The sequence below is a fragment of the Paraburkholderia sp. GAS41 genome, from assembly GCF_050436545.1.
GTDB lineage: Bacteria > Pseudomonadota > Gammaproteobacteria > Burkholderiales > Burkholderiaceae > Paraburkholderia.
Genome location: NZ_JBNDMK010000003.1, coordinates 122,985 through 135,605 on the forward strand (window position 1 = coordinate 122,985; position 12,621 = coordinate 135,605).

Annotated in this window: 9 protein-coding genes; 1 reads left to right on the plus strand and 8 read right to left on the minus strand. The window is 61.5% G+C overall.

Translation table 11 applies throughout. The features are described 5' to 3' along the window. Positions 1–45: 45 nt before the first annotated feature. The 7 genes from P3T43_RS06705 to P3T43_RS06735 all read right to left on the minus strand — a co-directional run bounded on the left by P3T43_RS06705 (position 46) and on the right by P3T43_RS06735 (position 8,011). A complete protein-coding gene (locus P3T43_RS06705; protein ID WP_429280273.1) occupies positions 46–798 on the minus strand; it encodes a peptidylprolyl isomerase in 753 nt (250 codons plus the stop codon). An 80-nt stretch (positions 799–878) separates the two neighbouring features. After that, positions 879–2,252, minus strand: coding sequence for an HlyD family efflux transporter periplasmic adaptor subunit (locus P3T43_RS06710; RefSeq protein ID WP_429280274.1), 1,374 nt, complete (start codon positions 2,250–2,252; stop codon positions 879–881). Next, complete coding sequence (locus tag P3T43_RS06715) at positions 2,230–4,734, minus strand: FHA domain-containing protein (protein WP_429280275.1); 2,505 nt, start codon at positions 4,732–4,734, stop codon at positions 2,230–2,232. The genes P3T43_RS06710 and P3T43_RS06715 overlap by 23 nt, the downstream gene beginning before the upstream one ends. Before the next feature lie 223 nt (positions 4,735–4,957). After that, positions 4,958–6,337, minus strand: coding sequence for an efflux transporter outer membrane subunit (locus tag P3T43_RS06720; RefSeq protein ID WP_429280504.1), 1,380 nt, complete (start codon positions 6,335–6,337; stop codon positions 4,958–4,960). Between the two features lie 211 nt (positions 6,338–6,548). Next, positions 6,549–6,836: a hypothetical protein gene (locus P3T43_RS06725; protein ID WP_429280276.1), complete on the minus strand. Its 288-nt coding sequence runs from the start codon at positions 6,834–6,836 to the stop codon at positions 6,549–6,551. 275 nt (positions 6,837–7,111) lie between these two features. Further along, on the minus strand, positions 7,112–7,540 hold the full coding sequence (locus P3T43_RS06730) for a DUF4399 domain-containing protein (protein WP_429280277.1): 429 nt from the start codon (positions 7,538–7,540) through the stop codon (positions 7,112–7,114). A gap of 45 nt (positions 7,541–7,585) precedes the next feature. Beyond that, positions 7,586–8,011 (minus strand): DUF4399 domain-containing protein, encoded by a 426-nt coding sequence (locus tag P3T43_RS06735; RefSeq protein WP_429280278.1) that lies wholly within the window; start codon positions 8,009–8,011, stop codon positions 7,586–7,588. A gap of 353 nt (positions 8,012–8,364) precedes the next feature. On the opposite strand from P3T43_RS06735, the gene P3T43_RS06740 reads away from it, so the two are divergent. Further along, positions 8,365–10,311, plus strand: a complete 1,947-nt coding sequence (locus tag P3T43_RS06740; RefSeq protein WP_429280279.1) for an SUMF1/EgtB/PvdO family nonheme iron enzyme — start codon at positions 8,365–8,367, stop codon at positions 10,309–10,311. A gap of 53 nt (positions 10,312–10,364) precedes the next feature. Here the strand turns inward: P3T43_RS06740 and P3T43_RS06745 are convergent, their stop codons facing one another. Further along, positions 10,365–12,344: a protein kinase domain-containing protein gene (locus tag P3T43_RS06745; RefSeq protein ID WP_429280280.1), complete on the minus strand. Its 1,980-nt coding sequence runs from the start codon at positions 12,342–12,344 to the stop codon at positions 10,365–10,367. Positions 12,345–12,621: the final 277 nt, after the last annotated feature.

The window sequence follows — 12,621 nt, forward strand, 5'->3', positions numbered from 1 at the left end:
GTTGCCTTTATCTTTGCGTTTGCGTATGTCTGGACCACGAAGGGTCTAACGCACTTCGATCACATGTTCCTGCGCACGTGCCATCAGCCACTCTTCGCGCAACAGACGCTGGATCTCAGCCTCGACTTCTTCGTCGAGCCTGGCCGGATACTTCGCTGTGACCGCGAAAATCTCATAGCAGGAGCCGTCAGGCGATGCGAACGGCCCCAGCAGATCGCCTGCTTCGGCATTGAAAATTTTCGCCTCGATGTCGGGTTTGAGCGAGCCACGCAGCACCTTGCCAATCACCCCGCCCCGCTCGCGGGTCTCTGCGATCGAATGTTCGCGCGCCATCTCCGCGAAGCTGTCGGGATCGTCGCGCAGCACCGAGATCATTTCGCGCGCTTTGCCCTCGCTGTCCAGCACGACATGGCTGACCTCGATCGCGTCGAAGCGCGGTGCATTCAACGAAAAGTACTCCTCCACAGCGGCTCGGTCGCCGATGGTGGCGAGCATCTTTTCCTGGTACAGACCATCGGTAATGAAGCGCTCAAACTCGTCGAGACTCACCCCGAGCGCGTCGAGATAGTGATTCATATCAGCCGCGCGATGCAGGCCGCGCACCCGGCGAAACTGGTCGGCGCGCGCCTGTATCTCGTCCTCGGACAGATGAACGCCGTGTTTCCTGGCCGCGTGAACCGTAAGTTTTTCCCGCACGACCCCCTCGATCAGGCTCTCGAACTGTCCCGTCAGTTTCAGTAGACGTATGAATTCTGCGACGTCTACGACTTCGTCATCGATTCGCACTATCGCGGTCATCTCTTCCGCTCCTTGAATAAAGGCCTGCATCCGGCGTGCCGCCAAACCCTCAGGGCTGGCTGTACTACACCGGACATGCTTCAACCGGCCAGTTGCCTGAACGGGTCGAGGCCGAGATCGATCAGGCGTCGCTCGCGCACGACGATTTCGGCGTTGGCGGTCATGCCATAACGCAACGCGTAGCGGCTGCCCGCTACCTGGTAGTAGTTTCGTTCGAGCGCAACCCGTCCTTCGTAGACGGGCTGCTTATCCTGTGCCGAAGGTTTCGTCGCCGGCGAGATATATTCCAGCGTGCCATTGATCAACCCATAGCGCTGATATGGAAACGCATTGAACTTCAGCTTGACTGCCTGCCCTTCATGCAGAAAAGCCCGATCGCGCTCGGCAATCTCGATCTTCAGCACCGGCCTTGCATCTTTCGGCGCGATGGCGCCCAGCGGCGTGTTGGCCTGAACCTTGTCGCCCGGTTGCGTGGAGGTCACATCCGTGACGACGCCCGACACCGGCGCCACGATCAGCAGAAAGTTGTCCTTATCGATATTCTCGAAGCGAATCCGCGCGGCGGCGTCCGCCACGAGGCGGGCACTTTCCAGCTCCAGCCGCACCTTATCTTCAGCGGTGGCGATATCGCGCACGGCGGAATCGTATTGAAGCTGCAGGTTGGTGGCTTGTTCACCGCTGGTCGCGAGTTGTGCGTTGGCCTGCGCATATTCGTGACTCAGTTCGAAATCCAGTTCGGAGAGTTTGGATTGGGCCACACGGTAGGCGTTTTCCGCCTCCTGGTAGGCGTTTTTCTTCGCTTCGACCTGCAACTCCGCCACGCCCCCGCCACCCGGCTGCGCAAACAGGCGCACATATTTATCCTGTTCGTCGCGTGCCGCATCGCGTGCATGCCGCGCGTTGTCGAGATTGCTGCGCGCCTCCTCGAGCTGCGCGCGCTGTCCTTCGGCGAGTTTGGTGGTCCCCTCCGACATGCGATTCTGGTGCAGGCTCGATTCCACTTCCATCTGTTCCTTCAACGCCGCAGCCTTGCGTTCCATCAGCGCCTTTCTCTCAGGAAACTCTCGCCACTCGCGCTCAGCCTGTTCGAGCTTGAGTTGCGCCTGCAAGGCGTTGCTCGCCGCCTCGATCGCGCCGCGAGCGTTCAGGCGCGCGAGTACGTCCCCCTTCGAAACCGGCTGTCCTTCAGCGACGTACAGATCCGCGAGTTCACCGTCGATGGGCGCGTAAAAGCGCCGCACCTCCGATTCGGGCGCAAGCGCGCCTTGTGCGCTCACGATCACGTCCGCGCGGCCGAAAAACGACCATAGCAGACCCGCGATCACGAGCGCAACCATGAGGAGCACTAGCGCGCGCGCAAGCCGCACCGGCTCGGCAGTCAGGATCGCGATACCTTCGGCGCTGTGATCTTCCAGCGCTTCGGAGAGCGGTTTAAGGTGAATTTCCCGCTTCACTGCCAGCGCCTCCAATCAGCGTGAGTTTTGCCCGCAGGAGTTCCGGGTCCAGTACCATGCGCAATTCCTGCAACGAACGGCGCTGCAATTCGACCTCTGCGTTGATCGCGCTCAGGAGGCTGTCCCAGTCGCCGGAATGGTCTGCGTGTAACTGGGTATAGATGCGCATGCCTTGTTGAGCACCCGACTGCGCATCCGACAGCAGTCGCGCCTGGTTGCGAAAGGTTGGGGAGATGCCGGATTCGAGCCGCTGCGTGCCGCCGATCGCGCCGTTCTCACGATATTGACGCCACATGGCCTGCGCGCGCGTGAGCAAGTCCTGCGCGCGCCCCAGCGCCTTCTCGCGGATCGAGGACACGTCGGTCCCGATGGCCTGTACGAACCAGGCGTCATCGACGGGATCCAGCGCACCGTAGAACGTCAGCAACTGCTCGTCGTAAGTCTTCGTGCCGCGCGCCTTTTGCAAGGCCGCGAATTGATCGAGCACGGCTTGCTTGTGGGCCTTTTCCTGCGCAATCACGTCGGACCAGGGCGAACCGGGTATCGACTGCAAACCGGCGAGCGCCTGCTGCCCGTCGCCGCGCTGCCACGCAGCGGCGGCGAGATCGTGCTGCCGTATCACCGCATCGGAAGGCAGTTGCCCCGCGGCGAGCAGGCGATACTGCTGCTGGAATTGCGGGGTCGCAAAGCGAGCGGATTTCATTTGCGCCAGCAGAGGTCCGAGCTTTCTCGCATGCGCTTCGTCCGCAAGCGCCGTGTACTCCTGAAGATCGGCTCGCAGGCTGTCCAGACCCGCAAGACGGGGATATTTGTCGGCGTAGTCGCTCAACATCGCCCGCAGCGCATCGAAGTTGCCCCGCGGCACGTCGGTGGCGATCGCCGCATTCAGGCGTGTGATCGCCGGCACGTAGACGGAATTGTCGCTTTGCAGCGCGCGCAAATGGCTCATCGCCTGCGCGTAGGGTTCGGCGAACTCGGGCACGTATGACGAAATCCGGTCCAGCGCGTGTTGATGTGCCTGCGGATCCGCGTTCCAGCGCGCGAGCAGGCTGGCGATGCGACTCTCGTCCACACCCATCCGGATTGGCGCCTGCGGGCCGCCTCTGCCTACGACGAAGCTTTCCAGATCACTCACCCATGCCAGTTCTTCGACGAGCGGTCTGGCATCGGCATTGGGCTCGGCCAACGTCTGGGCACCCGCCAACGACGCCGCTGCACGATCGAAATTTCCGCGCCGCAGTGCCGCCAGCCATTCGGGTACCGTACCCTTGATCAGCGCTTCGCTCGCCAACGCCTGCATCTGACTATCCGCGGGGTGACGTTCGAGGTCCCGGTTCGCTACCGTCACTGCATTGGAATAGTTACCCTCCGCAAGCAACGCTTTGACCTCGCGTGGCGACGCGCCCTTCATATACAGCGTCACCGCGACCACCAGCACGAGCAGCACGCCTGCGATGCCCCACACTGCACCGCGCCGGATCGCCGCGCGGTCGCCGCCCGAAAACGTTCGCATCAACTCGCTAGCGAAGACGCGCCATTTCCGCTGGCCGTGCGTGGGCTGCGCGTCGCGCAGCGTCGAGTCCGCCGCGCGGGGGGAGACCGCCTCATTGACTTCGTCCTCGCGCTGCGTGACCTGATCGATGCAAAAGATCTCCAGAAAAGAATGTGCCGCGCCGACGAAGGTGGTTTTGTCGGTATCGAGCAGTTCGTATCGGGTAGGGTCGGAAACGGAAATCGCCGTCACGGTCGCCTCGAGGTCGGACGCATTGCGCAATTGCACCTTGTAGACGAAGTGGTCCCCGCCGAATGCAAGAACATCGCCTTCGTGCAGGGACACTGCCGATTCGTCGAGTCGCTTTCCAGAGACGAAAGTGCCATTCGTGCTGCCCAGATCCTCGATGCAGGGAACGCCCTCCTTCAGAAAGACGTGCGCGTGACGCCTGGAAATGTAGTTGACCTGATGCGGATAGCGCGTCTTGTAGCGCGCGAAGAGTTCGTCAGTCTTGCTGACCAGAAACGGAAAGCTGCGCACTTCGATGGGCTGAAGCTCAAGGTCGCCCCGCTCGGGGACGAGCGTCAGCGTCACAGGCTGCGAGGTACAGGCTTCGGCATGCGCACGCGGTTCAATGCCCACGCGATAGCATAAGGCGGCGCCGCCAAAACATAGTTCATCGCCGTCACGCAGGCGGTGCGCCGTTTGCCGCACGCTTGTGCCGTTGACCGAGGTGCCGTTCTTGCTGTCGAGATCGGCGATATAGGCCACCCCGTGCTCAATGAAGACTCTGGCATGCCTGCGCGACAACGCGGAGGTCAACTCGCCGGGATAGCCGGCAAAGGGAGACTCGCCGCGCCCCACGGCGAACAGGCTATCGCCGATACGGATCGCGCCCAGCTCCGGGTGTGAGACAGGCGAGAGCACCACATCGAACTGCCGTTCGTGGGTCACCCTCAACTCTGCAATTGGAGCCTCGCCGGGAGTCATTTGTCTTCTTCACGAAGCGTTGTTCCGCTGCCACGAATGGTTCAGCGAAGGGCCGGCGAAGCGCATGGCGCCGCTACTTTTGCGCGACGAACCGCCGGACGGGCGATGACACAGGAATTGTAAGACACGTATCGCGGGAGTCAATTAGCCGTTTACCTCTGTATTGCCGGTGCGTTAGCTGAGTTCTCCCTTAATTTTTCCTGAGTTTTCCTTTGGATTTCCTTTAGTTTTCCTTCACTTCGACCTGCACGTCGACCGGCGGCCAGCCGCCGCCCAACGCCTTATAGAGCAGAACGGTATCCGAGAGAATCTGCTGATGATTGGCCAGCAGCGCGAGTTGTGCTTCGAGCAGCGTGCGCTCGGTCTCGAACACCTCGAGTTGCGACACCACGCCTTCCTTCAACTGGGCTTCGATCTGATCGGCAACCAGCCGCAAGCGCGAGACTTCCTGCTGCAGTTCCACACGTTGCTTGCGATGCGAGTCGAGATTGACGAGCGCGTTCTCCACCTCTTCGAATGCGCCCATCACCGTGCGGCGATATTGCTGCTCGGCGACCTCGCCCTGTGCCTTGCTGGTCTTCACATGTGCACGCACGCTGGGATCGAAGATCGGAAAATCGATGCTGGGCATCAGGCCATACGTGAACGCTTTCAGCAGTGAGGACAACGCAAAGCTCGCGGTGCCGGCGTGTCCCGTCAGACTGATGGTGGGCAACTGGGCCAGCTTCGCCTGTCCGACCAGGTCATACGATTCGAGCACGCGGAATTCTGCCGCCACGACATCCGGCCGACGCGCCAGCAACTGCGCGGGCAGCCCCGCGGGGACCGGCGGCAACTGCACGCGTTGCTGCAAATGCCCGTCCGGCAGTTGAAATTCGCCGGCCGGCACGCCGACCAGCGTGGCAAGCGCATTGTTCGCGAGGTCGTGCGAGCGGTGCAACTCGAGCAACTCGTTCGTCAACCGGTTGATTTCCGCCTGCTGGCGGACAACCTGCGTTTGCGGGATCAGGCCATTGTGGCTTTGTCCTTCGTAGATCGCGAGAATCTGCCGGTTGGTAGCCAGCGTTTTCTCCTGCTGGGCGATCTGATCGTCGTACTGAAGAATCTGGAAATAGGTAATGGAGACGTTCGAAACAAGTTCCAGATACCCCGCCCGCCAATCCGCTTCCGTGGCGTGAAACTCGGCCTTCTGGGCCTGCACGCCCTTCTCGACCTTGCCCCAGATGTCGATGTCCCAGTTGACCTGAGTCCCCAACATGTATTGCTGCTGGAACGGCACGCCCGTGCTCTTCTGGAAGTTGCCGCCGGCGCCGGCATCCAGGGTGGGCAGCGCGCCCGCCTGCGCCTCGCCGATCTCGGCGCCCGCCACCTGAATGCGTGCAGCAAGGATCTTGATGTCGAAATTGCCTGCTGTCGCCTTCTCGATCAACGAGTTCAGGTACGGGTCCTGGAAGATTTTCCACCAGTCCGGTTCGATCGTATCGGCGGCCGATACGGTGACGTTCCCATTCGACCACGCATTCTTGGCCGGTGTGTCGGGACGCTGATAGGCGGGCATACTGACGTCGACACAACCGCATAGCGCGACTGAACACAGTGCCATGGCCCCCAGCACCCGCCGCGTGACGCTGCGCCGCCCGGCGCGCACATTGTTGGTCGCTATTTCTTTCTGCGTCGCTGCCGCAACCGGCGTGCGATGATCCCCTGCCATACAGAACAAGGCAGACACGATGTTCTCCAGTAAGCGCGAGCGTATGGACAGGACGATCAGTGCCAGACGCTTTTTGATTGCCCGAGCGGCCAGGAAGGGCCGGTCAGACGAACGTGATGCTGTTATTGGCGGACTGCTGCGGCGTGATGACCGACGCCACGCCCGTGTCGAAGGCGCTGTCCATGCCATTGAAATTTTCGATGCTCAGGCCTTGATGGATCACCTGCGAAGGGCTAATCGTTGCGCCATTGCCAAATTTGAACGGGCTTGACGAGATCAGAAGCGGCATCTCGGTAGCTGCACCTGGCGCTACGCCGCCGCGCACGGCGCGCATGGTGCTGCTGTCGAGTTCTGCGGTAATGGTGAGGTCTGAAATCTTGAGCGTGTTCATGGCGTTTCTCCTTGCTGTGCGGCGCCTGGCCGATGGTGCGAGCCTCTCGTGTCTGCTCGCACCCAGCTTATGCACAGGCCGTGCCAATCCCGTCCTCATGGGTTGAAAAAGCATCTGGACCCTTGAAATCAAGGGGTATTCAGGCATACATATCGTGCTGCAGGGAGCGTCACCGGGATACTAAAAGCAGGAGGTGATGGTCGCAATCCAACATCATGCGTTCGCAACGTTGGCATCGCGCCAACAGATCCCATTCTCGACCCTGAATGTCGTACCTACTTGACGTAGATCGTGATTTTCTTCGAGTAGACCGGCGGAACGTGCGGTACATGCATGTAGTCGCCCATCAATAACTGAAGCGTGTGCTTGCCGGGCGGTAAATCAAGCGTCGTTTCGGTTTCGCCCGCACCGAAATGCAGATGGTTACGATCGGAAGGAATCTCCTGATCGAGCGGCGGCAAAGCCGTATCGATCAGCAGGTGGTGGTGACCTGTGTTTGGGTAGTTAACGCCTTTGGGCGCCACACCCATGTTGCGCAAGCCGAACCAAACGCGAAACGGCTTGCCGGCCGGGAAGGTTTGCCCATCGTTCGGGTAACCGATATAGCAGAAGGCACTGGGCGGCGACGGCGTGCCCGCGGCAAAGGCTGGATTGATCAGCCAGACCATGGCGGCCAGTGCCGCGAGAGCCAATATCTTCTTCATGGTGGGTGCTCTCCGTCCTCGCAGACCGATACATACAAAGCGGTCCTAACGTACGTAAATGGTGATCTTCTTCGAATAGACCGGCGGAACCTGCGGCACGTGGTTCGCGTCCCCAAGCAGAAGCTGCAACGTATGGGTGCCGGGCGCAAGTTCGACGCGCGCGTCGGTTTCCCCAGCGCCGTAGTGCAGGTGGTTCCGGTCAGAAGGGATCTGCTGGTCGAGCGGCGGAAGATCGGTGTCGATCAATAGATGATGGTGTCCGGTGTTCGGCACGTTGACGCCCTTCGGGCAGATCCCCATGCCGCGCAAGCCCATCCGCACCCAGAGTTTGCCGCCGTGAATCACCGCGCCGTCGGGCGGCCAGATGATGTACTCCTCGGCGCCAGGCGCAGACGGCGACTGCTGCGTGGCAGGTGCTGCAGCAGTCAGCAATACCACGGCCAGAACACTGAGCGCTGTTCTTACTGGCATGTTGCGCCTCCTCAGGGAGAGTGGCTCTCTCGCCCCCTGCCGCCCCCACGGTCGACCACGCGGTCAACTGCAGGTTCGCCAGCGGCGTGCGCATCCGCGTACAGAGGCATCTGGCAACGCGCCCCGAACCGGACCTCGTATTTCGTCTTTTAGCTTAGGACGTAACTTCACAAAAAGATACGGACCATTCGTTAACCTTGTGACGTTGTTACTGCGTGCTATCGTTGTTTACGACTGTCGCGCTACTGCCAACACAATTCGCAAGTCAGCCGCTGTGCAGTGCGTGGTCGCGCCCGATGCCAGAGCGTTCGTCGTCGGATAGCGGATTCAGTACGGACAACCAGGATTTGAATATGTGGCGAAGATTCCTGCTCATGTGCATCGCCGGGGCCCTGCACGCATCGTGGACGGACGCCAACGCCGTCACGCAAGGTGGCCACAGCGCGATTCTTCACACGACTGCATCTCTCGACGTTGGCACAGGCGAACGGCGCATTGCGCTCGTAGTCGGCAACGGCGGCAACAATGGCAACAATGGCAACAACGGCAATCGCGGCAGTGACGCCATTCCGCCTGGCAATGCGACCAACGACGCCCGTAGCATGGGCGCGCTGCTGGCGTCGCTCGGCTTCGAAGTGAGCGTCCTGACGGATGGCACGCCCCAACAGATGCAGCGGGCGCTCGCCGCGTTTCATGCGCGTCTTGCGGGCGGCGGTGTCGGTCTCTTCTACTTTGCTGGACACGGCCTGCAGGTCGGCAACGAAACGATCCTGGTACCGGACGGCATCGACGGCCGCTCACCGGCGTCCCTCCTCGCCCATGGCATCGATCTGGATGCCGTACTCGCGGCGATGTCGGCCCCCCGTGCCGACAAGATCAATCTGGTCATACTCGACACCTGTCTGCAAAACCCATTCCGAGCCACCCGTACCGTGTTGCCCGGCGCGTCGTTGCCTGAGCAGACGTTGATTTCCTATGCCACGGCCCCTGGCGGATTTGCTGCGGACGGAAAGGATCACGGGGTTTACACGCGTGCGCTATTGCGGGCGCTCGCCGCTGCGCCGGAACGCGACATCGACGGGATCATGCGCGGTGTTGAACATACCGTACGCGCCGACACCGGCGATCAGCAGCGCCCCTGGACGGTGTCGTCACTGGCCGGCAGCTTTCGCTTCGCACGCTATCCGGGTACCCACGTGACAAGCCTTGCACTTGCCGACGCAACGGTCGTCTCCCTGCAGAGCCGCGGCATCATGCCTAAGGACAGCAGCGAACAATACGAACTGACCTTCTGGGATTCGATCAAGAACAGCAACTACGCGAGCGATTACGAGGCGTACCTGAAGGCATATCCTGACGGTCGTTTTGCGGGACTCGCGAAAGCACGGATCGCGCGCCTGCAGGCTGCCGCTTCCGCGCCGGCGCCAAGCGCCGCGCCCAATCCCGTCGCACCCGCGCCGCCCGCCGCATCCAAAGCGCAGGCGGGTGCGGTGCAACCCGCTCACCCGGTTGCTGCGAGTCCATCCGCGCCGGTCCCCACCGCTCCCAAGGCACCGGTCAAATCGGCCGCCAACGTTCCGGGCGCCGGCGAAAGCAAGGACTGCTCAGCGTGCCCAGTGATGGTTCCGTTGCCCCCCGGCTCGTTCACCATGGGCAGTAATTCGGGCGATATCTCGGAGCGGCCGCCGCATCATGTCACGATCGCCGCGCCGTTTGCGATCGGCAAGTACGACGTGACAGTCGAACAGTGGAACGCATGCGTGGCGGCCAACGCCTGCCCGAAGCTGTCGGGCGAAAACGGGGCCGCCGCGAATCTTCCCGCGCGCGATCTCAGTTGGGACGACGTTCAGCAGTACATCAAGTGGCTCGGCAAGGTGACCGGCAAACCCTACCGCCTGCCCACCGAAGCCGAATGGGAATACGCCGCACGCGGCGGCACGGCGACGCAATACTGGTGGGGCGAGCAGATGCGCAAAGGTAACGCGAACTGCAAGGGCTGCGGAGATCCCTGGCATGACGAAGGGCCCGAAAACGTGGGAACGTTCGCAGCGAACCCATATGGCCTCTACGACATGGGCGGCGGCGTCTGGCAATGGGTGAGCGACTGCTGGCACAGCACGTATAAGGACGCCCCGACGGACGGCCGTGCCTGGGACTCGTCAGGCTGTGATATGCGGGTCATTCGCGGCGGTTCGTGGCGCGAAGGCGCCGACTATATGCTCGCGTCGACGCGCTTCAAGTACAGCCAGAGTGTGCGCCAGTCGCAAAACGGCTTCCGGGTTGCCAAAGATCTGAAGTAACCGTCAGCACCGGCGACGAACGCGATACCGAAGTGAAGCGCGCAGCGCCGCCCTCAATGCTTGCGAGCCCGGCTGGTGATCTGGACCACATCCGCCAGGATGCGATCCGTCCCGTCCTTAGCCGCAATCTGTTGAAGACGTGCATCCAGCGCGCGCAGATAATCTGCGCGCGCTTCGCTAGCCGGCCGGAATGCATTGAACAGCGGGGCCGGCGTGATCAGCAGCACCACCAGTTCAGTCCCGAACGGCTTGGCAATTACCCAGTCCATCGCACTGCCAACGGTCGCCGAAAAATTCGGCGGCGCCTGGTTATCCGGTACCCGTGAACTGGGTACCATATGGACGACGCTGCCATCCAACTGATAGTAATCAATATTGACGTAGGCATCGTAGCCGGGCGTCTTCACGCCGACCACCAGCGGATCGTCCTCGACCAGTTGCGCGTCAGGTGCTTTTACCTGAAGCACGGCGGGGTGACCCGCCTGCCAGTTGCGAGTCCAGTATGGCGCGAAAAACTGGACGACATCGCATTTGTCCGCCGTAAGCGGGGTCACGTCGACGTTCATCGTGCTCACGCCTGGTAGCGTATTCAGGCGTTCCTTGAGCGTGGCGACACCATCGGGCTCGGGTACGAAGCCGTGCACCTTGACCGTGTGATCCAGCACTGAAGCAGCGAGCGCCGAACATGGCATCTGCGCAAGCAATGCATCGACCGATGCGAGCGTCAGCGCAGGAGGCGTCGCTATCGCATGCGGCGCGCTGCTGGGACTGCCCGGAGCGTGGAACCAGAGGAAGCCGAGACCGGCGACGGCTAGCCCCGCGAGCGCCGCCCCGCCGCCAATCAGCATGCGTTGCCTGGTGAAGCGCGGTTGCGCGGTGAATTCTTCGACGAACCGGGCCACCGCCGGCATACGCGTCTTGCGGTCGAAGGAAAGCGCCGCACGCAACGCGCGCCACTGACGGGTACCCAAGCCTTCGGGGCGCTGCGGCTTGAGATCGGCGCTGCGAGCCTGGGTGGCCGAGAGCCGGTTGAACGGGTGATGTCCCGTCAGCAATTCATAGACGATGCAGCCAAGCGCGTAAATGTCGTCGCGCGGATCGGGCTCGCGATGCTCGATCATTTCGGGGCTCGCGTAAGCGGGCGTCAACGCGCCGAGCGTTCCCGGATCGAACACGGTCGCATCGCTCTCTTCTTCGGGACGCTGAAAAACCCGGGCAATCCCGAAGTCGATCACCTTGACGTCGCCCTTGTCCGTCAGCAACACATTGCCCGGCTTGAAGTCGCAATGAACGAAGCCATGCTCGTGCGCATAGGCGAGCGCATTCGCCATGCCTTTGACGATCGGCAGCGCCTCGTCGTACGGCATGCCCTTGAAATTCTTGTTGCGTAACAGGTGGCTAAGCGGCTTGCCGGACAGATACTCCATCGTGAGATAAACGATGGCGCCGTCCCGGTCGAAGTCGTACACGGTGACGATATTCCGGTGCGCCAGCACCTGAGCTTTCCTGGCTTCGCGTTGCAGCGCGATCAGCGACTGCGGATTGCCGCGGAACTGCACGTTGAGGACCTTGATGGCGACGAAGGGCTTGCGGTCGGACGCCTCCATCTTGCGCAGATCGAGCGCCTTGTACACGGTGCCCATGCCGCCAATGCCGAGGCACTCCTCCAGCACGAAGCGGTTATTGAGCGTATCCCCAACGCCTTTGACCTGTTCGGCTCCAGCGAGGGACTGAGCGCCAGCAGGTGCTGCTGCGGGGAAGTCCGCAGAGGCATAGTGCGGCGTTGTCTGTACGCGGGTCTCGCCTCCGCTGGGAGTCAGGTTCGTACCACTCATCTGCTCGATCCGGCGCTGGACTTCCGCGTACACGTCCGGGGGCAGCGGCATGTGGGTGTGTGCCTCGCCCAATATCTCCAGCAGCCGCGCCGAACCAACACTGTCCTTCGTCAGCGTACTGTCGAGCTGTGCAATGAAATCATCTTGCGACAGCCCGCCACTCTGGAATTCGCTAATCGCGTGCGCAAGATTCGCCATGTGTATAAAGCCACGCAACTCCCGATTAACCGGGAAAAAACCTGTCATAAGAAGTTACATGCCCACGACCGATACTAGCCCGCACCCATGCCTTCCGCAATTCAGGATTGCCCAACAATGTGCGCGTCGTGCAACAGGTGTCGTGTCCCGCCTGACAGTGTCGCCCCATTGTGTTGGTTCCAACCCATCACCTTTCCAACCCCGCTCTGTGCGGATCCGCGCAGAACAAAACACCCGCGAACGATGCATTACCTATACTGCTTGCAAACAGTCCGTT